The sequence below is a fragment of the Nocardia sp. NPDC050175 genome (assembly GCF_044459885.1).
Taxonomy (GTDB): Bacteria; Actinomycetota; Actinomycetes; order Mycobacteriales; family Mycobacteriaceae; genus Nocardia.
On record NZ_JBITJI010000003.1, the window covers coordinates 566713 to 592923 of the forward strand.

28 protein-coding genes are annotated in these 26211 nt (G+C 67.3%); 23 read left to right on the top strand and 5 right to left on the bottom strand.

Annotated features, from left to right (window positions below; all coding sequences use genetic code 11):
* Positions 1 to 122 precede the first annotated feature (122 nt).
* The 3 genes from ACIBK2_RS13570 to ACIBK2_RS13580 all read left to right on the top strand — a co-directional run bounded on the left by ACIBK2_RS13570 (position 123) and on the right by ACIBK2_RS13580 (position 1997).
* Complete coding sequence (locus ACIBK2_RS13570) at positions 123 to 521, top strand: SSI family serine proteinase inhibitor (RefSeq protein ID WP_396966874.1); 399 nt, start codon at positions 123 to 125, stop codon at positions 519 to 521.
* Between the two features lie 178 nt (positions 522 to 699).
* The gene (locus tag ACIBK2_RS13575) at positions 700 to 1305 is read left to right on the top strand and encodes a TetR/AcrR family transcriptional regulator (protein WP_396966876.1); all 606 of its coding nucleotides are present in this window, start codon (positions 700 to 702) and stop codon (positions 1303 to 1305) included.
* The gene (locus tag ACIBK2_RS13580; RefSeq protein WP_396966878.1) at positions 1302 to 1997 is read left to right on the top strand and encodes a hypothetical protein; all 696 of its coding nucleotides are present in this window, start codon (positions 1302 to 1304) and stop codon (positions 1995 to 1997) included. Before ACIBK2_RS13575 ends, ACIBK2_RS13580 begins: the two co-directional genes overlap by 4 nt.
* A 6-nt stretch (positions 1998 to 2003) precedes the next feature.
* Here ACIBK2_RS13580 and ACIBK2_RS13585 read toward each other — a convergent pair whose 3' ends face one another.
* The gene (locus tag ACIBK2_RS13585; protein WP_396966880.1) at positions 2004 to 2849 is read right to left on the bottom strand and encodes an NAD(P)H-binding protein; all 846 of its coding nucleotides are present in this window, start codon (positions 2847 to 2849) and stop codon (positions 2004 to 2006) included.
* Between the two features lie 79 nt (positions 2850 to 2928).
* Between ACIBK2_RS13585 and ACIBK2_RS13590 the strand changes: the two genes are divergently transcribed.
* The 8 genes from ACIBK2_RS13590 (at position 2929) to ACIBK2_RS13625 (ending at position 10262) form a co-directional block, all read left to right on the top strand.
* Complete coding sequence (locus ACIBK2_RS13590; RefSeq protein WP_396966882.1) at positions 2929 to 3513, top strand: TetR/AcrR family transcriptional regulator; 585 nt, start codon at positions 2929 to 2931, stop codon at positions 3511 to 3513.
* A gap of 106 nt (positions 3514 to 3619) precedes the next feature.
* Entirely contained in the window at positions 3620 to 4270 is a 651-nt protein-coding gene (locus tag ACIBK2_RS13595; RefSeq protein ID WP_396967228.1) for a PadR family transcriptional regulator, read from the top strand.
* Between the two features lie 145 nt (positions 4271 to 4415).
* The gene (locus ACIBK2_RS13600; protein ID WP_396967230.1) at positions 4416 to 5339 is read left to right on the top strand and encodes an esterase/lipase family protein; all 924 of its coding nucleotides are present in this window, start codon (positions 4416 to 4418) and stop codon (positions 5337 to 5339) included.
* 137 nt (positions 5340 to 5476) lie between these two features.
* Positions 5477 to 6043 carry a peptide deformylase gene (gene def, locus ACIBK2_RS13605; RefSeq protein ID WP_396966884.1) on the top strand — a complete coding sequence of 189 codons (567 nt, stop codon included), beginning with the start codon at positions 5477 to 5479 and terminating at the stop codon, positions 6041 to 6043.
* A complete protein-coding gene (gene fmt, locus ACIBK2_RS13610; RefSeq protein WP_396966886.1) occupies positions 6043 to 6966 on the top strand; it encodes a methionyl-tRNA formyltransferase in 924 nt (307 codons plus the stop codon). The genes def and fmt overlap by 1 nt, the downstream gene beginning before the upstream one ends.
* The gene (locus tag ACIBK2_RS13615; protein ID WP_396966888.1) at positions 6963 to 7259 is read left to right on the top strand and encodes a hypothetical protein; all 297 of its coding nucleotides are present in this window, start codon (positions 6963 to 6965) and stop codon (positions 7257 to 7259) included. Before fmt ends, ACIBK2_RS13615 begins: the two co-directional genes overlap by 4 nt.
* A gap of 677 nt (positions 7260 to 7936) precedes the next feature.
* Positions 7937 to 9337: an RsmB/NOP family class I SAM-dependent RNA methyltransferase gene (locus ACIBK2_RS13620; RefSeq protein WP_396966890.1), complete on the top strand. Its 1401-nt coding sequence runs from the start codon at positions 7937 to 7939 to the stop codon at positions 9335 to 9337.
* 574 nt (positions 9338 to 9911) lie between these two features.
* Entirely contained in the window at positions 9912 to 10262 is a 351-nt protein-coding gene (locus ACIBK2_RS13625) for an MmcQ/YjbR family DNA-binding protein (protein ID WP_396966892.1), read from the top strand.
* Positions 10263 to 10267: 5 nt separating this feature from the next.
* Here the strand turns inward: ACIBK2_RS13625 and ACIBK2_RS13630 are convergent, their stop codons facing one another.
* Both ACIBK2_RS13630 and ACIBK2_RS13635 read right to left on the bottom strand, forming a co-directional pair.
* Positions 10268 to 11194: an RNA polymerase sigma factor SigF gene (locus ACIBK2_RS13630; RefSeq protein WP_396966894.1), complete on the bottom strand. Its 927-nt coding sequence runs from the start codon at positions 11192 to 11194 to the stop codon at positions 10268 to 10270.
* Positions 11194 to 11616 (bottom strand): anti-sigma factor, encoded by a 423-nt coding sequence (locus tag ACIBK2_RS13635; protein WP_357392013.1) that lies wholly within the window; start codon positions 11614 to 11616, stop codon positions 11194 to 11196. Before ACIBK2_RS13635 ends, ACIBK2_RS13630 begins: the two co-directional genes overlap by 1 nt.
* Before the next feature lie 96 nt (positions 11617 to 11712).
* On the opposite strand from ACIBK2_RS13635, the gene rpe reads away from it, so the two are divergent.
* Complete coding sequence (rpe, locus tag ACIBK2_RS13640; RefSeq protein WP_396967232.1) at positions 11713 to 12369, top strand: ribulose-phosphate 3-epimerase; 657 nt, start codon at positions 11713 to 11715, stop codon at positions 12367 to 12369.
* A gap of 13 nt (positions 12370 to 12382) precedes the next feature.
* Here the strand turns inward: rpe and ACIBK2_RS13645 are convergent, their stop codons facing one another.
* On the bottom strand, positions 12383 to 12853 hold the full coding sequence (locus ACIBK2_RS13645) for a hypothetical protein (RefSeq protein ID WP_396966896.1): 471 nt from the start codon (positions 12851 to 12853) through the stop codon (positions 12383 to 12385).
* A gap of 588 nt (positions 12854 to 13441) precedes the next feature.
* Here ACIBK2_RS13645 and ACIBK2_RS13650 point away from each other — a divergent pair.
* The 5 genes from ACIBK2_RS13650 (at position 13442) to ACIBK2_RS13670 (ending at position 17138) form a co-directional block, all read left to right on the top strand.
* Positions 13442 to 14065: a riboflavin synthase gene (locus tag ACIBK2_RS13650; RefSeq protein WP_396966897.1), complete on the top strand. Its 624-nt coding sequence runs from the start codon at positions 13442 to 13444 to the stop codon at positions 14063 to 14065.
* A gap of 76 nt (positions 14066 to 14141) precedes the next feature.
* Entirely contained in the window at positions 14142 to 15386 is a 1245-nt protein-coding gene (locus tag ACIBK2_RS13655; protein ID WP_396966899.1) for a bifunctional 3,4-dihydroxy-2-butanone-4-phosphate synthase/GTP cyclohydrolase II, read from the top strand.
* Positions 15387 to 15407: 21 nt separating this feature from the next.
* The gene (gene ribH / locus ACIBK2_RS13660; protein WP_357392017.1) at positions 15408 to 15887 is read left to right on the top strand and encodes a 6,7-dimethyl-8-ribityllumazine synthase; all 480 of its coding nucleotides are present in this window, start codon (positions 15408 to 15410) and stop codon (positions 15885 to 15887) included.
* 130 nt (positions 15888 to 16017) lie between these two features.
* The gene (locus ACIBK2_RS13665) at positions 16018 to 16521 is read left to right on the top strand and encodes a PH domain-containing protein (protein ID WP_396966901.1); all 504 of its coding nucleotides are present in this window, start codon (positions 16018 to 16020) and stop codon (positions 16519 to 16521) included.
* Between the two features lie 77 nt (positions 16522 to 16598).
* Complete coding sequence (locus ACIBK2_RS13670) at positions 16599 to 17138, top strand: GNAT family N-acetyltransferase (protein ID WP_396966903.1); 540 nt, start codon at positions 16599 to 16601, stop codon at positions 17136 to 17138.
* Positions 17139 to 17146: 8 nt separating this feature from the next.
* Here the strand turns inward: ACIBK2_RS13670 and ACIBK2_RS13675 are convergent, their stop codons facing one another.
* Complete coding sequence (locus tag ACIBK2_RS13675) at positions 17147 to 19111, bottom strand: gamma-glutamyltransferase family protein (protein ID WP_396966905.1); 1965 nt, start codon at positions 19109 to 19111, stop codon at positions 17147 to 17149.
* Positions 19112 to 19388: 277 nt separating this feature from the next.
* Between ACIBK2_RS13675 and ACIBK2_RS13680 the strand changes: the two genes are divergently transcribed.
* From ACIBK2_RS13680 to whiA, 6 genes are all read left to right on the top strand, one after another.
* The gene (locus ACIBK2_RS13680) at positions 19389 to 20078 is read left to right on the top strand and encodes an HAD family hydrolase (protein WP_396966907.1); all 690 of its coding nucleotides are present in this window, start codon (positions 19389 to 19391) and stop codon (positions 20076 to 20078) included.
* A 153-nt stretch (positions 20079 to 20231) separates the two neighbouring features.
* Complete coding sequence (locus tag ACIBK2_RS13685) at positions 20232 to 20663, top strand: hypothetical protein (RefSeq protein ID WP_396966909.1); 432 nt, start codon at positions 20232 to 20234, stop codon at positions 20661 to 20663.
* A gap of 130 nt (positions 20664 to 20793) precedes the next feature.
* Positions 20794 to 22800, top strand: a complete 2007-nt coding sequence (uvrC, locus tag ACIBK2_RS13690; protein ID WP_379291970.1) for an excinuclease ABC subunit UvrC — start codon at positions 20794 to 20796, stop codon at positions 22798 to 22800.
* A 204-nt stretch (positions 22801 to 23004) separates the two neighbouring features.
* Positions 23005 to 23976 carry an RNase adapter RapZ gene (gene rapZ / locus ACIBK2_RS13695; RefSeq protein ID WP_396966911.1) on the top strand — a complete coding sequence of 324 codons (972 nt, stop codon included), beginning with the start codon at positions 23005 to 23007 and terminating at the stop codon, positions 23974 to 23976.
* 76 nt (positions 23977 to 24052) lie between these two features.
* Positions 24053 to 25099 (top strand): uridine diphosphate-N-acetylglucosamine-binding protein YvcK, encoded by a 1047-nt coding sequence (gene yvcK, locus ACIBK2_RS13700; protein WP_396966913.1) that lies wholly within the window; start codon positions 24053 to 24055, stop codon positions 25097 to 25099.
* Positions 25090 to 26073, top strand: a complete 984-nt coding sequence (gene whiA / locus ACIBK2_RS13705; RefSeq protein WP_396966915.1) for a DNA-binding protein WhiA — start codon at positions 25090 to 25092, stop codon at positions 26071 to 26073. The genes yvcK and whiA overlap by 10 nt, the downstream gene beginning before the upstream one ends.
* The last annotated feature ends 138 nt before the right edge of the window (positions 26074 to 26211 follow it).

Here is a 26211-nt window from a genome sequence, read left to right on the forward strand (position 1 = left end):
CTAAACGATCGCAGCAGTCGACAGCCCATCTGCGGGCACCGCGCGTTCCCGTGCGGCGTGTCATACGGCGAGTTAGCCAGCAGTTGGCGAGAACGTGCGCGGCGTCGTGATTGAGTGGATGGATGACGACACCCTTGCTCCGCCGCACCCTTGCGACCGCGTGCTTTGTGGTCGTTGCGCTCGGTCTGGCGGCCTGTTCCGATGATGATCCCAAGCCGGCGAAGTCCACGTTGACCCTGACTGTCACTCCGGCGGCTCCGGGGTCGACGCCGACGCACGTCACTCTCACCTGCGAGCCGACCGGCGGCGATCACGCCAATGCCGAAGCGGCTTGCAAGGCGTTGGCAGCGGTGGGTGGCGATTTCGACAAGCTCACCGGTGATCCGACCGCCGTCTGCGTGCAGGTCTTCGAGCCGGTCGACGCCGCGGTGACCGGCACCTGGCAGGGCAAGCAGGTCGACTGGCGCAAGGTGTTCGGCAACAAGTGCGAACTGAGCGCCCGCACCACCCCGGTCTTCTAGGGCGCCCGCAACGCCTCGATCTCCCGCTCGACCGCGGCGAGCAACTCGACCGGGCAACCCAGTAGTCGGAGATGCCGCCGCAGTCTCGGCCGCAGACCACGAACACTCCCGTGCCGTGCACGCGTTCGAGGTGGATTAATTCTTTAACTGGCCGATCAGTTAATGATAAAATCGCCGCATGGCCCGTACCGTCGATCCGAATCGTGTTGCCGAACGTCGTCGCGCCATCACCTTCGCTGCGTCCGAACAGTTCGCCACGCGCGGTTACGAACGGACCACGGCCACCCAGATCGCTCGTGCCGCCGGGCTGAGTTCGGGCAGCGTCTTCTACTACTTCAAGGACAAGGCCGCCGTCTTTCGTTCGATCTTCGAGTTGTCGATTCCTGAGCACACCGAGCTCATCGCGCGCCACATCGACCGAACCGATTGCCTGGACGCCGTTCTCGACATCGTCGACGGGCTGGCCGGCGAGGTGCTCGACCCGTCGGCGCCCGGGCTGATGTTCGAGCTGCTGCGCCGCCTCGGTCACGACGACGAATTGGCCAAGATCGTGCTGGACGACGCGCGACTCAGCGCCGAGGCTCTCGCCGTGCTACTCGAGCGCGGCATCGGCGCCGGGCAGATCGACCCGGGATTCGCACCCATGGAAACCGCGCGCTGGATTCTCGCCGTCGTCGACGGCGCCTTTCTCAACGCAGACCCGGCCGACCCATACGACCCGCGCCCGCTGGTGCGCGCGACCGTGTCCCGGCTGCTGCGACCGATCGAAACGGAGCACCCATGACGACCACCTCCGCGCCCACTGTGCTGCGCTTTTCCACGGTATGGGCCTGGCTGTTCGCGGTCGGCGGGCTCGCCATCGGCTGCGGTATCGGTTTCGCCGTGCATCCCGTCGGCCACTGGGTGTCCGATACTTTCGACGGCAGTCCCGGCCCGCTGAAGCTCGCGACGAGCGTGCCGACGGGGTGGCTCGTGCTGGTCACCACGCTCGTCGGAACCGTTGCGGGCGTAGTGCTTTACGAGGCCGCCCGCACTGAGAGTCTCACCCTCACTGTCGCCGACGATTATGTCGAGCTGGTCAAAGAGGGGCGTTCCCAGCATGTCCCACGCAGGCGCGTCGTCGCCGTGTTCCGCGAGGACGCCGACCTGGTGCTCACCGATCGGAACAAACGCAGGCTCGCGCGATTCGGCGCGAATGACCTGAGCCGCAATGATATCGAGCACGCCTTCCGCAGTCACGGCTATCCATGGCTGGACCAGAACGACCCGTTCGGCGCGGACTACGTGCGCTGGGTCGAAGGCCGACCCGAGACCGGCAAGGCCGTCGACACCGTCCTGCGGGCCCGTCGGCGCGCGCTGGCCGACGAAAAACCCCTCGACGTCGAAGAACTCGATGAGGAACTGCTCGAACTCGGCATCGACGTCCGAGATCGCGACGGGGAGCAGCACATTCGAGTCTTCGACCTGTCGGGATAGCGACGATCAGGCGAAGACGGCCCGATTGCGTTGTGCCCATTCGGCATAACTCGTGGGCAAACGGCCGAGCACCCGCTGCACGTCCGGGCTGATCTCCTGCTCGGCGGCGGTCGGTTCGCCGAGAATCGACAGCGTGTGCTCCACCACCGGCTCGGGCATGAACCGTGACATTCCCGTAAACGCCTGCGCCCGAGTCAATTCCACGAATCGGATCGGTGCGTCGAGCGCGGCACCGATCGCCTCGGCTTGCTCCTGCGGCGTGCTCAGGGCGGGTCCGGTGAGGGTGCAGATCTGCTTGGCATGCCCGTCCTCGGACAACGCGATGGCCGCGACCGCGGCGATATCGGCCGGATCGATGGACGGCAAACCGATCGCCCCGAACGGTGCGGCGACCGTCCGCTCAGCGCGCACCGATTCTGCCCACGCGTATGTATTGGAGTAGAAACCCGCTGGCCGCAGGATGGTCCAGTCCAACCCGGACCGTTGGATGGCCTCCTCATAGGCGGCCAGCCGCGCGTATCCCTCGGCCCCTGCCCTGGTACCCACGCCCTGCGACGATACGAACACCACCCGTCGAACGCCGCCCGCCTCGGCGACCTCGAGCACCCGCTCCGGATCCGGCCCACTCACCAGTTGCTCGCCGGTGATGAGCAGAAACAGCGAATCGGCACCCGCGACGGCAGGGGCGAGGCTGTCCGGATCGGCCAGGTCGGCCACCACCGAACGCACACCCTCCGGCCACGTGACCTCTTTGCTGCCACGAGAGACCGCCGTGACCTCGTGACCCGCCGCGGCGAGGTTCCGCACGAGGTTCGCGCCGATGTTTCCAGTTGCTCCGGTAACCACGATCATCTTGCTCACTCCATTTAGTTAGTTGGCTGACTTAAATTAAGCTATCGGACGAACCCCCAGCGTGTCTATAGTGAGTTGGGTGACTAACTCAGCAGCCCAAGATCGCCCGAAGGGTGGTAAACGCGAGCGACTCGGTGCCGCCGCAGCCCGCGTCTTCCACGAGCAAGGGGTCGAGAAGACCACCATCGCCGACATCGCACACGCCGCCGACGTCCCGGTCGGCAACGTCTACTACTACTTCAAAACCAAGGACCAGCTGGTCCGTGCCGCGATCGGCGCCCATGAGCAGACTCTGAGCGGCCTGATCGAAATGCTCGAGCAGCTGCCGACCCCGCAGGACCGGCTCAAAGCGCTGATCGGCGGCTGGGTCGACGAGCGCGAGACGGCCGCCCGATTCGGCTGTCCGTCGGGCACCCTCGCCACCGAACTGGACAAGCGGGCCGACGGTCTGGACCGCGAGCTCGCCGGTGTCATGCGGCAGCTGGTCGACTGGGTCGAGGGGCAGTTCGAGGCTATGGGTCGCGCCGACGCGAGGGAGCTTGCCGTCGCGCTGATCGCCGCCTATCAGGGAATCTCGTTGCTCACCAACACCTTCCGAGATCCCGAGTTGATGGTGACGGAAGGGGGCCGGTTGGCGCGCTGGATCGACTCGCTCGTGCCGTGAGCCGCTGGCTGCTCAGGAATTCTCGAACCGATCCTTGCGTTCGATGCATTGACGATATATCGTCGATAACATGAAACGAACACGAGAGCCTGAGGAGGCTTACATCATGGAAAACCAAGGACATCGAGAATTTGGACGGCGCGGCCCCTGGCAGCGTCAGGGCGAGGACGTCGATCCTCGTCAGCGACTCCGCCGCGGCGGACGACACGGGCACGGTCCCGACTTCGGACCGGGCTTCGGCCCAGGTTTCGGGCCGGGCTTCGGACCGCATTTCGGACGCGGTCGAGGCCGCGGTGGTCGTGGCCGGCGCGGCGACGTGCGGGCGGCGGTGCTGCTGCTGCTCACCGAGCGGCCGATGCACGGCTACGAGCTCATCCAGCAGATCCGCGAGCGCAGCGACGACGTCTGGCGTCCGAGCCCGGGGTCGATCTACCCCGCGCTGGCACAGCTGGAGGACGAGGGCCTGGTCCTCATCGAAAAGGTCGCCGGGCGCAAGACGGCTCAGCTGACCGAGGCGGGCACCACCTACGTCACCGAACACAAGGAAGAGCTGGGTGACCCGTGGGCGGACGTCAAGGAAGACGTCGGCGCGCAGGCCATCGACCTGCGGGAACTCGTCGGTCAGCTGATGGGCGCGGTCGCTCAGGTCGCGGCGGCGGGCACTCCCGGACAGGCCGCCAAGGCGGCGGAACTGCTCACCGAGACCAGGAAGTCGCTTTACCGGATCCTGGCCGAAGACGAGACCCCCGAAAAGTAACGGCGGGTGAAACACCCCGCTGGAGCGCGCATTTGGGGCGGGTTCAGTAGATCATTGTGAGATGCGACAGTTTCGGGGTTTGTGGGTTTGGGGAATTTCACACTTGGGTAAGGGGATGCTGGTCGCCGCACTTGCCGTAGTAGCCATGCTCGGTACCGGTGCGGCGCAGGCCGCGCCGTCCGGCTACCGCTCGCCCGAGATCCCCACCCAGCCCGGACCGCCGCAAACCGATCACCTCGGCGCGGCAGCTTATCTGAAGACGCACAAGAACGCGGTTCCGTTGGGCACCAACAACTTCGGCTGCAAGCCTACCGTCGCCCACCCGCGGCCGGTGGTGCTCGCGCACGGCACGGACTCCAGTGCCTACTCGGACTACTCGGCCATCGCGCCACAACTCGCCGCCGCCGGATTCTGCGTCTTCGCGCTCAACTACGGCGGCAGCCCGGGGGCGGACAGCTACGGCACCGAAGACGTGGTGCTCAGCTCGTACCAGATCGGCGAGTTCGTCGACCAGGTGCTGACCGCCACCGGCGCCACCCAGGTCGACCTGGTCGGCTTCTCCCAGGGGGCCTCGGTCACCCGGTTCTACACCAACAAGCTCGGGGGCGCGCCGAAGGTCGGCAAGTGGGTCGGCCTGGCGTCGCCCAGTTACGGCGGGGTGATGTACGGACTGGTGCCGATCGTGCAGGCGGTGCCGGGTGGATTGCAGGCGTTCGCGCGGGTGACCTCGCTCGCCGCGATCCAGCAGGCGCAGGGTTCGGCGGTGATGACCGAGCTCAACGCGGGCGGGGACACCGTGCCCGGCCCGAAGTACACGACGATCGGCAGCAAGGTCGACGAGATGATCCAGCCGAACAGCAATATCGCCCTGCGCGGGCCCGGCGCGGAGAACATCTCGCTGCAGGATCGTTGCCCGGTCGACCTGACCGGACACTTCCACATGGTCTACGACCCGTTCGTGCAGCAGCTGCTGCTGAACGTGCTGGATCCGAGCAGCCCGGCGCCGGTGTGCCGTCCGGTGATGCTCGGCACCGGTATTCCGGAAGTGATCATCGCCGGTAATTCCTGAACGGGCGGCCGGACGGAGGACAACGCACCCCGTCCGACCGCACTGGAGTTCTACCAGCTTCGGGCTGGTGGATCGGGGACATTCGGTCGTCTCACTAGAATGAGACGACCGTGTTCGTCCGCTTCCGGGAGTTTGCCGTGACCATTCAGCCTGTTCGCCTGTTCGGCGATCCCATTCTGCGTGCCCGCGCGGCGGAGGTCACCGAATTCGACCGGGAACTGCAGCAGCTGGTGACCGACCTGACCGACACCATGCACGACGATGGTGGCGTCGGCATGGCCGCACCGCAGATCGGAGTGGGGTTGCGTGTTTTCGTGTACGACACTCATGACGCCGCGGGGCATCTGGTGAACCCGCAGTGGGAAGTGGTCGGCGACGAGGAGCAGGTTGGGCCCGAGGGCTGCCTATCGATTCCTGGTGTGCGGTATGACACTCGGCGTGCGCTACGAGTGCGGGCGACCGGCGTCGACATGCACGGTGCGCCGGTCGAATTCAGCGCCGAAGGGCTGCTCGCTCGGTGCGTGCAGCATGAGACCGATCATCTCGACGGTGTGCTGTTCATCGATCGACTCGACCCCGCCGCGCGCAAGGATGCGATGCGGACTATTCGTGAATCCGATTGGTTCAGTGCGGGTGTGACGGCGCGGCCGTCGCGGTCGGTGAGTGGGACGGGCCAGGCCGGTCCGTTCGGACGGGGGCGTTGATGCGCATTGTCTTCGCGGGCACGCCGGATCCGGCGGTGCCGTCGCTGCGTCGGTTGATCGAATCCGATCACCACGAGGTGATCGCAGTCGTGACCAGGCCCGACGCCGTCGCTGGTCGCGGACGAAAGGTGACTAGGTCACCGGTCGGGTTGCTGGCCGACGAGCACGGGATTCCGGTGCTGACGCCGCGGCGACCGTCCGAGCCCGAGTTCATCGAACAGCTCACCGCGTTGGCGCCCGACTGCTGTCCGGTGGTCGCCTACGGCGCGCTGCTGCCGCAACGAGTGCTCGACATCCCCCGACTCGGCTGGATCAACCTGCACTTCTCGCTGCTGCCCGCCTGGCGCGGCGCGGCGCCGGTGCAGGCCGCGATCGACGCCGGCGACGAGATCACCGGAGCGTCCACCTTCCAGATCGAGGCCGGGCTCGACACCGGTCCGGTGTTCGGCATGGTGACCGAGAAGATCGCCGTCACCGACACCGCGGGTGAACTGCTCGACCGGCTCGCCATCAGCGGCGCCCAGCTACTCGAGGCGACCCTCGACGGCGTGGAAAACGGGACCCTGCAAGGGGTTCCGCAGGCGACCGAGGGCGTCTCGCACGCCCCCAAGATCACCGCCGACGCCGCGCACATCCGCTGGGATCTGCCCGCGCTCGCCATCAACCGCCGCATCCGCGCCGTCACCCCGGCCCCCGGTGCGTGGACCTCGGTCGACGGCAATCGACTGAAGCTCGGTCCGGTCGAACTGGTCGAGGAGACACTGCCACCGCGCACCATCGAGGTCCGCAAATCCGGCGTCTACGTAGGCACCGCAACCACCGCGATCCGCCTGGATCAGGTTCAGCCACAAGGCAAACGCATGATGGCGGCCCTCGACTGGGCCCGTGGCGCGCGACTGCAGCCGGGCGCGGTGGTCGAGTGACGATCCTCGATCGTCTTGACGCAAAGACCCTGGCGCTGCCGAAGACAGGTGGCGATGAGCGCGCCCGATCGCAGTCGCGGAGTGTTTTTGCGGCCGAGCGCGGTGGAGTGTCGCTCGTCGATCGTCTGATCGGCGAGCCCCAGGCGCGGGCGAAGGTGGCCAGCATTCTTTATATCCGTGGCGATGCGCCGCGACCTCAACGAGAGCGGTGGAGTATGTCAGCACGGTGCAACGTTCTTCTAGTCGAGCGGGCCGTTGATGCGGGTTTCGGGCGCGGCGTGGTGGTCGAATGACACCCGCGGAACGTAAGCGCGGCAACGAGTCTCGTGACTCGGATCGGCCACGCAGCGATCGATCGAACGGTGCCGAATCCGGACGCGGGAATGCGGGGGCCCGGACGAACAGTGCGCGTGCGGGAGATGCTCCGCGACAGTCCGCGCCACGGCGTGACGACTCTCGCGGACGGCCCAGCGGCGCGAATCAGCGGCCCGCACAGGCGAAGTGGAACAGGTCCGACGAGCAGAGTGGTGACCGTCCGGTGCGTCGTGCGGCATCGTCGAATTCGGCCGAAGGCCGGTCGGAATCTAGTCGAGGTGGATCGGCGCAGGGGCGTTCGCGTTCGGCCGATGGTCCGACTGGTCGGTCGGCAGCGGCGCGCGGCGGGCAATCGGCGCCGGGTGGTGCGCGTTCGGGCAATGGTTCGAACGATCGGGCGGGGTCGCGCGGGGGACAGCCTGCGCCGGGTGGTTCGCGTTCGGCCGATGACCTGGCTGGTCGGTCGGCGGTGCGCGGGCAGTCGGCGCAGGGTGGTGCGCGTTCGGCCGATAGTTCGGCTGGGCGTTCGGACGCTCGGCGCGGTGTGGAATCGGCGAAAGGTGGTGCGGGGACTGACGCTGGTCGGTCGGCACCACGTCGGAGCGGGCAGTCGGCGCAGGGGTCGCGTTCGGCGGATACCGCCGGGCGGCCGGGTGTGGCGGCGAAACGTGGTGGCGGTTCGAAGGATCGGGGATCGGCCTCGGGTGGGCGTCCTGGCGCGAGCGATTCCGTTGACGCGCCTCGGCTCGTTGCGCGCGATGTGTTGCGGGCGGTGCGGGAGCGGGATGCGTACGCGAATCTTGTGCTGCCGGGGCTGCTTCGGGATCGGCGGATCAGTGGGCGGGATGCGGCGTTGGCGACGGAGCTCACCTATGGGGCGTGCCGTTCGCGCGGGTTGCTCGATGCGGTGATCGAGGCGGGGGCGGGGCGGCCGATCGCAGAGATCGATGGGGCGTTGCTGGATGTGTTGCGGCTGGGGGTTTATCAGCTGCTGCGGACCCGGATCGGGGCGCACGCGGCGGTGGATACCTCGGTGGCGATGGCGCGCGCCGAATTCGGTGCGGGCAAGGCAGGATTCGTGAACGCGGTGCTGCGGCGCGCGGGGGAGAAGACTGTCGAGGAGTGGGTGGAGCAGCTCGCGCCGCAGGATCCGGTGGGGCGGTTGGCATTCGAGTTCGCGCATCCGGTGTGGATCGCGCAAGCCTTCGCCGACGCGCTCGGCGCACGGGCGGGCGAGCTGCGTGACGCGCTGGCTGCCGACGATGCGCGGCCTGCGGTCCACCTCGTCGCTCGGCCCGGTGAAATCACCGCCGAGGAATTGGCGCTGGTCACCGGTGGAGAAGAGGGCCGTTGGTCGCCGTACGCGGTCTATTTGGACGGAGGCGACCCAGGGAAACTCGAGCCGGTCCGCGAAGGCATGGCCGGTGTGCAGGACGAAGGGAGTCAGCTCGTCGCACTCGCGCTGACCCGCGCCCCACTGAATGGGCCGGACGGCGGCCGCTGGCTGGACCTCTGTGCCGGACCAGGCGGCAAGGCCGCACTGCTCGGCTCCCTCGCCGCGATCGACGGCTTCCACGTCGACGCGGTCGAGCCCGCCGAGCACCGCGCCGAACTCGTCCGAAAGTCCGTGCACGGCCTGCCCGTCGACGTCCACGTCACCGACGGCCGCGACAGCGGACTCACCCCCGGCTACGACCGCATTCTGGTCGACGCACCATGCTCCGGCCTCGGCGCACTCCGCCGCCGCCCCGAGGCCCGCTGGCGCCGCACCCCTGCCGACGTCGCCGAACTGGTCACCCTGCAACGCGAATTAATCACCGCCGCATGGGATCTCCTCCGCCCCGGCGGCGTCCTCCTGTACTCCACCTGCTCCCCCCACCTCTCGGAAACCGTCGTAGTCGTAGCCGACGCCGTCCGCCGCCTAGGCGCCGAACAACTCGACACCCGAGACCTCCTCCCCGGCGTAACCGACCTGGGCGACGGCTCCACCGCCCAACTCTGGCCCCACCGCCACGGCACCGACGCCATGTTCATGTCCGCCCTCCGCAAACCCTGACCCCCGCGCACGACTCCGCCGCTCGCGCACGATTCGGCTAGCGATTTCGTGCGCGGGCGCCCGAGATGTGCGCGCCTGCATCAGATGTGCATGTATCCACGACACATACGGCAACGGACGGCGGAGTCGACCGCGAGGTAGACCGCCCGTGCCGCGCACGATTCCGCTGCCCGCGCACGGTTCGGCTAGCGATTTCGTGCGTGGCTGCGTGGAACGTGCGTGGCTGCGTGGAACGTGCGCGGCTGCACGGGACGTGCGCGTTGGCGTTGGCGTGCGCCTTCGGCACAGTGTGGGCAACAGCCGGGTCCGAGTTGATCGGCGAGCTAGAACTGCCCGGTGCGCATGAGTTTGCTGGCCGCGCGCGAATCAGTCAGCGATTTCGTGCGCAGCCGGGTGAAAAGTGCGCGGCCCGCAAGCTGTGCGCGGCGACGACGTGATAGGCCTCGATCGAGCGGGAACTGGTGTCGTTAGCTTCTTGCGAGATGCCGACACCAGTTCCTCGTGATCTGTCGTCCAGTTCGTTGATTCCATTTGTCCAAGCCAGGGCGCGTGGTCAGCGACGAGACTGGCGTTTATGGCACTGACGTGGGAAGACGTGGTGAAGCTTGCGACCGGGCTGCCGGGGGTCGAGGAATCGACGTGGTGGCGTAGCCCGGCATTGAAGGTGGGTGGGAAAGGGTTCGGCAGGCTGCGCGTCGAGGCTGAGGGCGGCTTGGCCCTGGTGTGTGATCTGACCGAGAAGGAGGCGCTGTTGGCCTCCGGTGATCCGGCTTTCTACACGACACCGCATTACGACGGAACCGGGTTCATCCTCATCGATCTGGACCGCATCGACCGCGAACGGCTGCGCGAAATGCTCGATGACGCATGGTGGCTCACCGCTCCGCCGAAGGTGCGCGGGCAGCGTGAGTTCCATACGTATTGAGCCGGCTACTCGCGGCTGGACTGTTCCCGCAGTCGCGCAAGGGTTTTCGTGAGGATGCGGGAGACATGCATCTGCGAGATGCCCATCTGCTGGGCGATCTGGGTCTGCGTCATCGATTCGAAGAACCGCATGGTGAGGATCCGCCGCTCCCGCTCGGGCAGCCCGGCCAGCAGCGGGCGAATCGCGACATACTCTTCGACACGGTCGAATTGGGTTTCTTCCTCGCCGAGGGTGTCCAGTAGTGACGCGTCGGTATCGCGACCGAGGGTGGCGGCATCGATGGAGCTGGGCTGATAGGCGTTGCCCGCGATGACGGCCTGGGTCACCTCGTCCGGGTCGACGTCGAGTTCGGCGGCGATCTCCTTGGCGGTCGGTGAGCGGCCGAGGCGCTGGGAGAGCGCGTCGATGGCCGCGCCGATCCGCAGATGGGTCTCCTTGACCCGGCGCGGCACCCGCATGGCCCAGGTGTTGTCGCGGAAGTAGCGGCGAACCTCGCCCATGATGGTCGGCACCGCGAAGGACAGGAAGTTCGAGCCGCGCTCGACGTCGAATCGATCGACCGCGTGCACCAGCCCGACCCGCGCCACCTGGGTGAGGTCGTCGAACGGCTCACCGCGCCCGCTGAATTTGCGCGCGATGTGATCGGCCAGCGGGATGCAGCGGCTGATCAGTTCGGCGCGGATCGCGGTGTGCCGCGCGGTCCCCGGCTTGGCCGCGCCGAGCTGTTCGAACAGCAACCCGACGTCGTCGTAGCTGGCGACGGTCTTTACGGCTTCGAGGGTTTCGGTTTCCTCGGCGGCGTCCTCGGTGGTGACGGTCTCCGCGTCGTCGGCGGGATGGTCCGCGTCGTCGGCGGGATGGTCCGCCTCATCGGTGACGGTATCGGCGTTGTCGTCGCGATCGGAGTCGAACACGGTGTCCTCGTCTGCCACTACGCTTTCCCCCGGACCCGACGGAACTCGACCGTCGTCGGATATCCGGAAACCGTCGAATCGAACGAATCCTGGGTCGCCTGTACCTCATCGGTGAGCGTGCGCAGCACGTGCCAGCCGAAGCTGCGCTGATCCGGTAAGCCCGCCTTGGCAGCGATTCCACTGACGCGGACCAGCAATTCGGTCTCGCCGACGGTGAATCGACAGTTCAAGCTGGTGTCGGGTCCGGCGACGGCGATGAGCGTCGAGCAGACCTCGTCGACGGCCAGCCGGATGTCGGCCACCTCGTCCAGCGTGAAATCGCTTAGTAGGACCAGAGTTTCGGCGAGCCCACGAACGATGGGCAGCTGCGTGACCGATGCGGCCACCCGAATCTCCACCGGGGTGCTGTACAGCCCCTGTTCCGCCGAAATGTTGATCACCCTCATCAGGCTACCCACTCCCGCGCTGGGCAACCCCCACTACCGATAGACTGCGACGTTGTGTCCACCCCGACTTACGCGCGTCCGGCTGTCCCGATGATCGCCCCCTCCATCTTGTCCGCCGACTTCGCGCACCTCGCGGACGAGGCGCGAGCGGTCGCCGGCGCCGACTGGCTACACGTCGATGTGATGGACGCGCACTTCGTGCCGAACCTGACGCTCGGGCTCCCGGTGGTGGAAAGTCTGCTGAAGGCGACCGATATCCCGCTCGACTGCCACCTGATGATCGACGATCCGGGCCGCTGGGCGCCGCCGTACGCCGAGGCGGGCGCGCACAATGTGACCTTCCATGCCGAGGCGACCGACGATCCGGTGGCGGTGGCCCGCGATATTCGCGCGGCGGGCGCCAAGGCCGGTCTTTCGGTGAAACCGAACACACCGATCGAGCCGTACCTGGAGATTCTGCGTTCGTTCGACACGTTGCTGGTGATGAGCGTCGAGCCCGGTTTCGGCGGTCAGTCGTTCATCGCCGAGGTGCTGGAGAAGGCGCGCATCGTGCGCAACCTGGTCGACGCGGGTGAGCTGCGGCTGTTGGTCGAGATCGACGGCGGCATCAACACCGACACGATCGAGGCCGCCGCGGCGGCGGGCATCGACTGCTTCGTCGCCGGGTCTGCTGTGTACAACACGGCCGATCCGGGTGCTGCCGTCGAGAAGCTGCGCAGGCAGGCCGCCGCGCTGCGAACGGTCTGATCCGCGAAATCGCTTACAGCGCGCGGACTTTGCGGGTGCCGATGGCGCGGGTCGCCTCGATCACCGTGTTGAGCGGCGGCCGGGTGGTCGCCGACTCGGGCGGGCGGATCCAGGTGCGATAGCCGGTGTGCTCGTCGTCCGGCGACGGCAGCACGACCTGGCTGCCGGTGCAGGCGACCGTGGCGTACATCCGGAACAGCTCGGCGGAGACCGCGGCGCTCAGGGTGTCCGGACGGTACGGACCGGTCAGGAAGGTCCAGCGCTTGGCGCGGGGATGATCGACGATCGGTCCCGCGATGGCGGCCTGTTCGAGCCGTTGCCGCACCCGCTCGCCGAGATCGGCGGGCATGGTGATGGCACCGTAATGGGCGCCGATATGCAGCAGAATGCGACGCGAGGTGGGATCGATCGAAGCGGGCAGGTGCAATTCGCGCCGGTACTGTACGCAGCGAACTTCCAGCGTCGAATCGAGAAGAGTGGTCACTCCGCGCCCCCAACTGTGTCGAACTTGATTTGACCCACTGTGGTTATCTGACTTCCTCGAGTGGTGGACAATCCCTGGGTCGAACTTCCTGGGTCTGCACCAGCGTCACCAGGTCGAACGGTTCCGCATCGAACTGCTCGGATCGGAAGTTGAACGGTAGGAATCAGCTACATAACAATATTGCTTCTATTTCTGTCACGGCGCAAGCAAACGTTAAAAGTGTGTTGCAACTGGGTATGCCAAGGATTCGCGGGTTTGCTAGAGGTCTGCAAAACGCAACTTTGCGGTATCAATAATGCGTTCAAACAATTATCTCCGACATGAATTGTGCGTTATATCCGCATGCTCGAACTTAATTCGGGATTAATTCGTTATTGGCCGTATGGTCAGGCGGGTGTGGCCCGGCAGGCGGTTTGATTCCCTCGGCGGTTGCCGGGATGAGGTCCGATGGTTTCCCCGACGCGGAACCGTACTGTCGGCTACGACGAGCCGTCGTTAAGCTGAGTCCAGCGGCACCGACCGGCGGGAATACCCGTCGCGGCCGGGCTGTTCCGCAACCGGGGACAACGACGCGACAGGGAGTCAGGCATGTTCACAGGCATCGTCGAGGAACTGGGCGAGATCGTCGCCACCGAGCGGCTGGCCGACGCCGCCCGGCTGACGATCCGGGGTGGACTGGTGACCTCCGATGCCGGGCACGGTGATTCGATCGCGGTGAACGGCGTGTGTTTGACCGTCGTCGAGGTGATCGGCGGCGATTCGTTCACCGTCGACGTCATGCAGGAGACGCTGAACCGCTCCAGCATCGGCAAGCTGGACACCGGATCGAAGGTCAACCTGGAACGCGCCGCCGCGCTGAACAGTCGCCTCGGCGGACACCTCGTACAGGGCCACGTCGACGGCACCGGCACCGTGCTCTCGCGCACGCCCTCGGAGAACTGGGAGGTCGTGCGCATCTCGCTGCCCGACGCGATCGCCCGCTACGTAGTGGAGAAGGGCTCGATCACCGTCGACGGCATCTCGCTCACCGTCTCCGGCCTCGGCGTCGCCGACGAGCCCGCCGAAGCCGACAGCAGGGACTGGTTCGAGGTCTCGCTCATCCCCACCACGCTCGCCATGACCAACCTCGGCTTCGCCACCGTCGGGACCACGGTCAATCTCGAGGTGGACGTCATCGCCAAGTACGTCGAACGATTGCAGCAGCGCGGGTGAGCGGCCGGGCGGTCAACATCCGCGAGTCAGGCCGTAGTGTAGGGGCGGACCTATTTCGAGATGGAGCACAACAGACGTGACCAGGTTCGACACCATCGAGCGCGCAGTCGCCGACATCGCCGCCGGTAAGGCGGTTGTCGTCGTCGACGACGAGGACCGCGAGAACGAGGGCGACCTCATCTTCGCGGCCGAGAAGGCCACCCCGGAGCTGGTGGCCTTCATGATTCGCTACACCTCCGGTTACATCTGCGTGCCGCTGACGGGTGACGATTGCGACCGGCTCGGCCTGCCGCCGATGTACGCGATGAACCAGGACAAGCACGGCACCGCCTACACCGTGTCGGTCGACGCCCGCGAGGGCATCACCACCGGCATCTCCGGTGCCGACCGCGCCACCACCATGCGGCTGCTCGCCTCCGACGAGGCCAAGGCCGACGACTTCACCCGCCCCGGCCACGTGGTGCCGCTGCGCGCGAAAGATGGCGGCGTGCTGCGCCGTCCCGGCCACACCGAGGCCGCGGTCGACCTGTCCCGGATGGCCGGGCTGCGGCCGGCGGGCGTGATCTGCGAGATCGTCAGCCAGAAGGACGAGGGCCACATGGCCCGCACCGAGGAACTGCGCGTCTTCGCCGACGAACACAACCTCGCGATGATCTCCATCGCCGACATGATCGCCTGGCGGCGCAGGCACGAGAAGCACGTCATCCGGGTCGCCGAGGCGCGGATCCCCACGGCGCACGGCGAATTCATGGCCGTCGGTTACCAGAGCATCTACGACGAGGTCGAGCATGTCGCGCTGGTGCGCGGCGATATCGCCGACGGCGACGATGTGCTGGTGCGGGTGCATTCGGAGTGCCTCACCGGCGATGTCTTCGGCTCGCTGCGCTGCGACTGCGGTCCGCAACTGGACGCCGCGCTGGAAATGGTGGCCGAGGAAGGCCGTGGCGTGGTGCTCTACATGCGCGGGCACGAGGGCCGCGGCATCGGGCTGATGCACAAGCTGCAGGCCTACCAGCTGCAGGACTCCGGCCACGACACGGTCGACGCGAACCTGGAGCTCGGGCTGCCCGCCGACGCGCGCGACTACGGCACCGGCGCGCAGATCCTGGTCGACCTCGGGATTCGCACGATGCGGCTGCTCACCAATAATCCGGCCAAGCGGGTCGGATTGGACGGATACGGGCTGCAGATCACCGACCGGGTGCCGATGCCGTTGCGCGCCAACGCCGAAAACCTGCGGTACCTGCGGACCAAGCGCGACCGGATGGGCCACGACCTGATCGGGCTCGACGACATCGATCTGGGCGAGAGCGCCCGCTAACTCACGGAGAGGCAGACATCGATGAGCGGTACCGGCGTACCGACTTTCGCGCTCGCGGATGCCAAGGACCTGAAACTCGGCATCGTCGCGTCGCGCTGGCACACCACGATCTGCGACACCCTGGTGGCGAACGCCGAGCAGGTGGCCAAGGACGCCGGCGTCGTGCACGTCACGGTGGTGCGGTGCGCGGGCGCGATGGAGCTGCCGGTGGTGGCGCAGGAGCTGGCTCGCTCGCACGATGCGGTGGTCGCGCTCGGCGTGGTGATTCGTGGTGGCACACCGCATTTCGAGTATGTCTGTGATGCGGTGACCGCCGGGCTCACCCGGGTTTCGTTGGACGCTGGTACGCCGGTGGCGAACGGGGTGCTCACCACGAACGACGAAGAGCAGGCGCTGGATCGCGCCGGGCTTCCTGGTTCCGCCGAGAACAAGGGCGAGCAGGCCTGCGCTGCGGCGCTCGATGCCGCGCTCACGCTGCGCTCGCTGCGGCAGTCCGCATAGTGAGCATGGCCGAGCAGAGCCTGTCAGTGGGCGTGGCTGAGCAAGATCCGTTCCCTCACCTGATGCCGGGCGGTGCTGTGCGGCGATGTGCCGGTGCGTTGCCGCAACGCGTGCAGGGGACGGGTATCTGATGCCGGTCGTACGGATCTTCCGGAGGAACGCCGAACCTGTTGTGGGACAAGGTGATCTGCCCGAATGGGAACTCGAGGTTCGGCCGCGCCGTGCGGTGCGCACCGCACGGATAGTCGCCGCCGTGATCGCCATCGCGTTCCTGGCCGGTGGCATCTGGCTGCGGACCGGTTCCACCGGCGTCAACTTCCGCGTCGCCGATCAGCTCGCGATGATCGGCATCGGTCTGCTCATCGCCGCTGCGGTCCTGCTGCTCACTCGTCCCCGGGTGCGTGTCGGCGCCAACGGCGTCTCGGTCCGAAACATCCTGGGCGACAGCGACTTCCCGTGGGATACCGTTCGCGGCGTCACCTTCCCCGACAAAAAAGCGTGGGCCCGCCTGGAACTCGTCAACGACGACTACGTCCCGATGCTTGCCATCCGCTCCAACGACAAAGAACACGCCGCCCAGGCAATGGACAAGCTGCGCGAGCTCGGCGCGAAGTACACCGCCGACCAGGAGTGACCTGCGGACTCCGACACGGGTCGCGTGTCGGGGGTTCATGCCGGGGTATGCGCTGGGTGGCCCGTTAACCTGCACTTATGCAGACCGGTGCGTTCGTCCTTGCGGCGGCCTTCGCCGAGGATCCGCTGATGACCTATCTCTGGCCGCGGCCGGCGATGCGGGAGCACGCGTTGCCGGGCTTCTGGGATTCGCGCATCGCGTCGCGGGCCGAGACCGGCATGGTCGACGCCGCGTGTGACGACGACGGGAACATCGTCAGCGTCGCGCTGTGGGAACCCGCCGGGATCGTCTCCTCGATCGCCAAGCCGTTCAGCCTGTTACGAGCGCTGAAGGGGCACCTGCCGCGAGCGCTCGCGGCGTCGCGCCAAATGGAAGACGCCCGTCCCGGCGTGCCACACCTATACTTGGCCGCAGTCGGCACCCGCCCGGATTCCCAACGCCAGGGCTTCGCCTCCTCCTTGCTCGAACAGCGCCTCGCCAGCTCCGTCGAACCCTGCTTCGTGGTCTGCAATTCCCGCGCGACCCTGCCGTTCTACGAACGCTTCGGCTTCGTCCAGCAGGGCGAACTGACCATCGACCACGGCCCCGTCGTCTACCCGATGCTCCTGTCCCGCTGACCCGGCGGTCAGCGGTCGTCGCCGAGGACCGCGCCCTCGCGGCGGGGGTCGGCGCCGCCGACCCAGCCTTGGCCGTCGTGTAGGAGTGCGCTCAGGCCGCTGGATTGCGGGGCTATCGAGACCTTGTGGCCTAGTTCGCGGAGGCGGGTGACCAAGGGGTCGTTGTTGCCGTTGTCGGCGGTGATGATGCTCGGGTGTTCGCCGCCGAGGCCGGTTTCCGGGCCGTTGCCCGCGCCGAAGGAGAGGGAGGAGACGGCTTGCTGGGGGTCGAGGCCCCAATCGAGCATGCCGATCAAGGTTTTCACGACGAACTGGATGATCACCGAGCCGCCGGGGGAGCCGGTGACGTAGCTGAGGGCGCCGCGGGTGCCGTCGGCGGCCTTGTCGAAGACCAGAGTGGGGGCCATCGAGCTGCGCGGGCGCTTGTTGGGCTGGACGCGGTTGGCCACGGGGACGCCGTCGGTGCCGACCGGGTCGGCGGAGAAGTCGGTGAGCTGGTTGTTCAGCACGAAGCCGTCGACGATGTGGAATGAGCCGAACGCGGATTCCACGGTGGTGGTCATCGCGGCGGCGTTGCCGTACTTGTCCACCACGGAGATGTGGCTGGTGCCGTGTTCCGGCGGCTGCGGGCCGACGCCGAGCGGGACGGGGCCGAAGTCGCCGGGCTGCGCGGTGCCCATGCTGTGGCCGCGGTCGATCAGGGCGGCGCGCTGCTTCAGGTAGTCCTTGTTGAGCAGGGTCTGTGGTGAATTGCCGGGCAGCGGAATGAAATCGGTGTCGGCCACGTACTTGTTGCGGTCGGCGTAGGCGAGGCGCTCGGCCTCCGAGATGAGGTGCACCGCGTCGGCCTTCGGCTTGCCGCCGTTGCGGGCTTCGGCACCGGAGCCGAGGTTGTCCGGGGGCAGGGCGGCGAGGTCGAAGTTTTCCAGGATGCCGAGGGTCGAGGCGACGGTGATGCCGCCGGAGGACGGGCTCGGCATGCCGCAGATTTCGTGGGTGCGGTAGCTGGTGCAGAGCGCGGTGCGCTTCTTCGCCTGGTAGTTCGCCAGGTCGGCGGTCGTGATCAGGCTGGGGGTGCGGCCGCCGGAGGTGGTGGTGGCCGCGTCGACGATGTCTTTCGCGATCGCACCGGTGTAGAAGGCCTGCGCGCCGTCGGAGGCGATGGCGCCCAACGTCTTCGCCATGGCGGGGTTGGTCAGCGTGGTGTCGGCGGCCTTGGCGGTGCCGTCGGGATTCAGGAAGTAGGCCTTCGCGGCGTCGTCGAGGGCGAGATCCTTGGCCGACTCCGCGATCTGCTGGGCGAAGCGGGCGCTGATCGGGAAGCCGTGATCGGCGAGCTGGATGGCGGGATCGAACAGTTCGCGCCAGCCGGTCTTGCCGTGATCGCGATGCGCCATCTCCAGCATCCGCAAAACGCCGGGTACGCCGATGGATCGGCCGCTGGCCCGCGCGTTCGGCTTCGGCTGGCTCCGGTCGACGTCGTCGACCCAGCGCAGATAATTCTCGGTCGCCGCGGCGGGCGCGACCTCGCGTCCGTCGTAGGCGTCGACGGTTTTGCTGGCCGCGTCGTAATACATCATGAACGAGCCGCCGCCGAGGCCAGAGGCCTGCGGTTCCACCAATCCGAGCACCGCCTGCGCGGCGATCAGCGCATCCGCGGCGGTACCGCCGTCCCGCAGGACCGCACACGCGGCCTTCGTCGAGACCGGGTTCGCCGTCGACACCGCGAACGTCTTCGTGTGTACCGGCGTCATCCCCGACCGATACCCGGTGGCGATCTCCGGATTCGTGCTGATGTCGGGCGTCTTTCCGCCCGTGGTACCGGCAGGCGTCGCGGCCACCGGCGTCCCGTTCGGCACCGTGTCGCAGACGCCGGCCGCCTTGTCCTCGTCGGACGAACAAGCCGTGATCGTCCCGAGGGCGAGCAGCAACGCCGCCGCCACACCCGTCCACGTTCCTCGCGAGCGCCTCATGGGGGGACTCTAACGCTCGCCACCGACACTGCGGGAGGGTTTGTCGTACCAACGCTAGGGCGGTCCGTCGATCAACGCCGGGGAGTTGTCGAGGCGGTCCGTCGATCGACCTCGAGAGAATTCGACGCACCAATGGGTGCCGAGGTTTCCCACCTGTCGGGATGAACTCGATTGCGCGCCACCACTTGTCGTCCGGAACCGGCCGGTCCGTCGCTACCCGCAGGGCCGTGGCCTGCGACGACCCCGTGCACCGCGGATCCATCGGTAGGCTGGCCGCGTGACCATCGAGGCGGTGCTCTTCGACTATTCCGGGACCTTGTTTCGACTCGAGGACGACGATTCGTGGGTGGACCATATGGTCGGCGCCGACGGCCGGGCGTTCGACGTGCACGAGAAGACCGAGATCCTGCGCAGAATGACGGCGCCGGTCGAGCAACTCGTCCAGTTCGGCACGGACGGCCAGTACGCGTGGGACAACCGCGACCTGGATCCGAAGCTGCATCGGCAGGCCTATATGGAGGTCCTGCGCAGGTCCGGTGTCCCCACCGACGACCAGGCGGCCATCCTTTACGAGCGCCTGATCGATCCCCTGACCTGGACGCCCTACCCAGACGTCGACGAGGTCCTCAGTCTGCTTGCGGCCCAAGGCATTCAGGTCGCCGTGGTCAGCAACATCGCCTTCGACATCCGTCCCGCCTTCACCACCCGGAACTGGGACCGCTACATCGACGCCTTCGCCCTCTCCTTCGAGATCGGCGCGGTGAAACCCGATCCGCGCATCTTCGCCTCGACCCTCGACAAACTCGGCGTCGAACCCGAGGCGGCCCTGATGATCGGCGACAGCGCCGAGGCGGACGGCGGCGCGACCGCCCTCGGTTGCCGATTCGCCCTGGTGAACGCGGTGCCGACCCAGGAACGTCCGTCCGGGCTCCGCGACGCCCTACGCAGTCACGGACTTTCGCACTAGCAACGATCACCCGGACCCGGCCGATCACGGCCAGATCATTTTTGGGTCACGGTAATTCCGTCCGAGTTGTCCGGCTCTCCCCGGTGATCTACCGTTCTGCCCGCGCGCCCGTTGACTCGGGCCGAGAGTGTGGATCGGAAGTGGGGGAGCGCCGTGGGCGCGGAGTTTTCGGACGATGATCTGGCCGTCGCCGAGCGATTATGGGCCCTGAGCGCGATGCCCGAGCCCGCGCGGGAAGCCAAGGAAGCCGCCTTCGGTCTGGCCGGATTCGGCCTCGCGTACGCGGTGCTCATGGGCCTGACGCTCGGGGGCGAAGCCGCAGGTGGCGCGGCAATTCAGTTCCTGTTCAGCTGGTTGCTCGCCCTGGTCGTGTTGGGTTTCACCGTCGGCGCGAGCGGCGTGCGGGTGCTGGCGATCATCTTGGCGGTCGCGCAGGCTGTGGTCGGCTGGCGAACCCATCCCATCGATGTGCCGTTCGAGCAGTGGATCGTGGCTATGTTCTATTCGGTCGGTGCGTCGACAGCCGTCGTCTATCAACTGACCCGCGCCGAAGCCAAGGCATGGTTCGACATCGACGAATCGTGAAGTCGCGCGCGCAACGGAAACGCTCATGTCGCGCAGTAAGTTTCGGCGGTTTATCGCGCGACCGCTCGGACCGGCACGCGGAACCCGGCGCTGTGCCGGACCTGTCGGACGTCCTCGATAGGCTTGATGGGTGGCAGATCCAGCGACGTACCGGCCCAAGCCGGGCACGATTCCCGTCGAACCCGGGGTGTACAAGTTTCGGGACGCACATCGGCAGGTCATCTACGTCGGCAAGGCAAAAAGCCTGCGCAGCAGGCTGAACTCGTACTTCGCCGACGTGGCGTCGCTGCATCCGCGCACCCGGCAGATGGTCACCACGGCGGCGAGCGTGGAGTGGACGGTCGTCTCCACCGAGGTGGAGGCGCTGCAGCTCGAATACAACTGGATCAAGGAATTCGACCCGCGATTCAACGTGCGGTACCGCGACGACAAGTCGTATCCGGTGCTCGCCGTCACGTTGAACGAGGAGTTCCCGCGCCTGTTCGTCTACCGCGGCGCGCGCAAGAAAGGCGTGCGCTATTTCGGCCCCTACGCACACGCCTGGGCGATCAGGGAAACCCTCGATCTACTGCTGCGCGTGTTCCCCGCGCGCACCTGCTCCAACGGAGTGTTCAAGCGGCACAACCAGATCGGCCGCCCCTGCCTGCTCGGCTACATCGACAAGTGCTCGGCGCCGTGCATCGGCCGGGTCAGCGCCGCCGAGCACCGCCAGATCGTGGAGGACTTCTGCGACTTCCTGGCCGGCCGCACCGACCGCATGGTGCGCCAGCTCGAGCGCCGCATGCAGGAGGCCGCCGAGGACCTGGACTTCGAGAACGCCGCGCGCCTGCGCGACGACGTGCAGGCGCTGCGCCGCGCGCTGGAGAAGCAGGCCGTCGTGCTCGGCACCGGCACCGACGCCGACGTGATCGCCTTCGCCACCGACGAGTTGGAGGCGGCGGTGCAGATCTTCCACGTCCGCGACGGCAGGGTGCGCGGCCAGCGCGGCTGGGTGGTCGACAAATCCGGCGACGCCATCGACGCACCGGAGGCGGGCAGCGAGCTGGCGGTGCTGGTCGAGCAGTTCCTCACCCAGTTCTACGGCGAACAGGTCTCGGTGGCCGAACTCGGCGAGGCCGAGCAGCCCGCCACCGTGGTGCCGCGCGAGGTGCTGGTCCCCGAACTCCCCGCCGACGCCGACCAGCTCCAGGAGTGGCTGTCGAACCTGCGCGGCTCGGCCGTGCACCTGCGGGTGCCGCAGCGCGGCGACAAGAAGGCCCTCGCCGAGACCGTGCAGCGCAACGCGATGGAGGCGCTGCAGCAGCACAAGCTCAAGCGCGCGGGCGATCTCACCTCGAGATCGGCTGCGCTACAAGCCATTCAAGACGCACTCGAACTCGACAGCGCCCCGCTGCGGATCGAATGTGTCGACATCAGTCACGTGCAGGGCACCGACGTGGTCGCCTCGCTGGTGGTGTTCGAGGACGGCCTGGCCCGCAAATCCGAGTACCGCCACTACACCATCAAGGAGGCCGCGGGCGACGGCCGTTCCGACGACGTCGGCAGCATCAGGGAGGTGACCAGGCGGCGCTTCTACAAGCTGCAAAAGGAACGCGACCTGATGGCCAGCGAAGACCTCGAGGCCGAAAACGCCGACGACACAACGGAACTCCTCTCCCGGCCCGGCATCGACCCGGATACCGGCCGTCCGCGCAAGTTCGCCTACCCGCCCAACCTCTACGTCGTCGACGGCGGCGCACCCCAGGTCGCGGCCGCCGCCGAGGTGCTCGACGAACTCGGCATCACCGATGTCGCGGTGATCGGCCTGGCCAAACGCCTCGAGGAGGTGTGGGTGCCCGGCGAGAGCGATCCGGTGATCATGCCGCGCAACAGCGAGGCCCTGTTCCTGCTGCAACGGGTCCGCGACGAGGCGCACCGATTCGCGATCACCTTCCACCGCAGCAAACGCTCCCGCCGGATGACCGCGTCCGCGCTGGACTCGGTGCCCGGGCTGGGTGCGGCGCGCCGAACCGCGCTGGTCACCCATTTCGGTTCCGTCGCCAAACTGAAGGAGGCCACGGTGGAGCAGATCACCGAGGTCCCCGGCATCGGGCTGGCCACCGCGAAAGCGGTACTCGCCGCATTGCAGGGGGGCTGAGAAACATCGGAATCATCGGCTTCCCTGCCATCCACCTATATCCTCGGTACCGTTCCATCACATGTTTGTGAGCAGGCGTCAGCGAGCGAGCCAGGGAATCAGCGTCTACGTGCACCACAGCAGGTAATCGCGCATGTCTGCGCCCGATACCGGGGCCAGTGCGGGATGATTCGAGAGGTAACCAAGAGACGGATCCGGTAGGACATGACACGCGTCGAATCGAACAACACTGCGGGGAATCCGCGACAGACCGAGGGGCGGGCCAGCCCCTCGAGCGCTGTCGCAGCGGCGAACCCGCAGGTCGAGGTCGTCATCGTGACCGGACTATCCGGCGCGGGCCGCGGCACCGCCGCCCGCGTGCTGGAGGATCTCGGTTGGTACGTCGCGGACAACCTGCCGCCGGAGCTGATCGGCCGGATGGTCGAACTCGGTGCGTCCGCCGAGCCGCCGATCCGCAGCCTCGCCCTGGTGATGGACGTGCGCAGCAGGTTTTTCACCGGCGACCTCTCCGTGGTCACCGATCAATTGCGCAAGCTCGGCATCGGGACCAGGGTGCTGTTTCTCGAAGCCTCCGATGACGTGCTGATCCGGCGCTTCGGCTTCGCCCGCCGCAGGCACCCGCTGCAGAGCGAGAGCAAAGATGGCACACTCTCGGCGGGCATCGCCGCGGAACGGATCCGGCTCTCGGCCGTGAAAACCGCGGCGGACCTGGTCATCGACACCACCGAACTGTCCATCCATCAGCTGCACCGCAAGCTGGAGGAGGCCTTCGGCGGCGGCGCGCCCAGCGCGCTGCAGCTGACCGTGCAATCCTTCGGCTTCAAGCGTGGGGTTCCACTGGACGCCGACATGGTGTTGGATGTGCGTTTTCTACCTAATCCACATTGGATACCGGAATTGCGGGAACACACTGGTCAGGAATCAGTGGTGAGCGAGTACGTGCTGTCGCGCCCCGGCGCCGACGATTACCTGCGTACCTGCCACCACCTGGTCGACCTGACCATGAACGGTTACCGCCAAGAGGGGAAGCGATACATGACGGTGGCAGTGGGCTGCACCGGAGGCAAGCACCGCAGCGTGGCGATCGCCGAGGCTCTCGGCGAACTGATGAGCGAGGGCACCGACGGATCCGCCGACGTCGTGCGGGTCGTGCATCGGGATCTGGGGCGAGAATGAGAGAGCGCAGCGAACGAATCATGTCGCAGCGCCGCCCTTCCGGCATGCCGGAGCCGAGCGTCAGCGAGGCGCAGGCATGACGGGTTGGGAATCGGATCCCAGCATTGTCGCGCTGGGCGGTGGGCACGGCCTCTACGCGACGTTGACCGCCATCCGGCGGCTGACCGGGAAGATCACCGCGGTCGTCACCGTCGCCGACGACGGCGGCTCGTCCGGTCGCCTACGCGCCGAACTAGGCGTGCTACCGCCCGGCGACCTGCGGATGGCGCTGGCCGCGCTGGCCGAGGAGTCCGACGGTATCTGGACGCAGACCGTGCAGCATCGCTTCGGCGGCACCGGCGCGCTCGCCGGTCATTCGGTCGGCAATCTCATCCTCGCCGGATTGGCCGAGGTACTCGGCGACCCCGTCGCCGCGTTGGACGAACTCGCGAAGATGCTGCGCATCACCGGACGGGTGCTGCCCATGTCGCCTATCGCACTCGATATCGAAGCGGATGTGGCTGGGCTGGAAGCGGATCCGCGCGTCAGCCGGTGCATTCGCGGTCAGGTCGCCATCGCGACCACCCCCGGCAAGGTGCGGCGGGTGCGGTTGATCCCGTCCGACCCGCCGGCCAGTCAGGAAGCCACCTCGGCCATCGAACACGCCGACGTGGTCGTTCTCGGACCAGGATCCTGGTTCACCAGCGTCATCCCCCATGTGCTCGTCCCCGAACTACGAGAGGCGCTGGTGTACACCCGAGCCAGAAAAGTTCTCGTGCTGAACCTCGCCGCCGAGCCCGGCGAAACGGCGGGTTTCTCCGCCGAACGGCACCTGCATGTATTGTCCCAGCACGCACCGGAATTCGTGGTCGACGAAGTTTTGGTCGATTCGGGCTCGGTGCCCGAGGGTCGCGAAAGAGAACATGTGGCGAGAGCCGCCGAACAGTTGCGCGCACGGGTAACCTTCTCCGATGTCGCCGAGGCGGGGACGGACCGGCATCACCCCGGAAAGCTTGCCGCCGCACTGGATCAACTGATCCGGCAACCTCGGCCGCAAATGGCAGGGCTTCGAGTCGAGGGACGGCACATGGGTCAGGATGTGCGTTCCGGGTTGGGTGGAAAGGAGCGCGTCTCGTGGCGATGACAGCCGATGTGAAAGACGAGCTGAGCAGGCTCACGGTGTCGCAAGTCAGTTCCCGCAAGGCGGAACTGTCCGCGCTGCTGCGCTTTGCGGGCGGCCTGCACATCGTCGGTGGGCGGGTGATCGTCGAGGCCGAGGTGGACATGGGTTCCATCGCACGCAGGCTGCGCCGGGAGATCTTCGAGCTATACGGCTACGGCTCCGACGTGCACGTGCTCGGCGCGGGCGGTCTGCGTAAGACCTCCCGCTACGTGGTGCGGGTGTCCAAGGAGGGCGAGGCGCTGGCCCGGCAGACCGGGCTGCTCGATGTGCGCGGTCGTCCGGTGCGCGGGCTGCCGGCCCAGGTGGTCGGCGGCAGCATCGCCGACGCCGAAGCCGCTTGGCGCGGAGCGTTTCTCGCGCACGGCTCGCTCACCGAGCCCGGTCGCTCCTCCGCGCTGGAGGTCAGCTGCCCGGGTCCGGAGGCGGCGCTCGCGCTCGTCGGTGCGGCCCGCAGGCTGGGCATCACCGCCAAGGCGCGGGAGGTGCGCGGCACCGATCGGGTCGTGGTGCGCGACGGCGAGGCGATCGGCGCGCTGCTCACCAAAATGGGTGCGCACGGCACCCGGATCGTCTGGGAGGAGCGCAGGCTGCGCCGCGAGGTGCGGGCCACCGCGAACCGGCTGGCCAACTTCGACGACGCCAACCTGCGCCGCTCGGCCAGGGCCGCGGTCGCCGCGGCCGCCAGGGTGGAGCGCGCGCTGGAGATCCTCAGCGACGACGTGCCCGACCATCTCGCCGCCGCGGGCAAGCTGCGCGTGCAGCATCGTCAGGCGTCACTGGAGGAACTCGGCCAGCTGGCCGACCCGCCGATGACGAAAGACGCTGTGGCGGGCCGGATTCGGCGCCTGCTGTCGATGGCGGACCGGCGGGCCAAGGAACTCGGCATCCCGGATACCGAGTCCGCCGTCACCGCCGAACTGCTCGACGAGGCCTGACAAAGTCGTCACCCGGCCGGTTGCCCTCAGGGGCACCCGGCCGGACCGCTGTCCCGCGCATCCGTTCCGATGAGCGCCACAGCCGCACTCTGTCTCGGGACCTGCACTGGCTTTAGGGCCCTATTCCGAGTGCGGCTC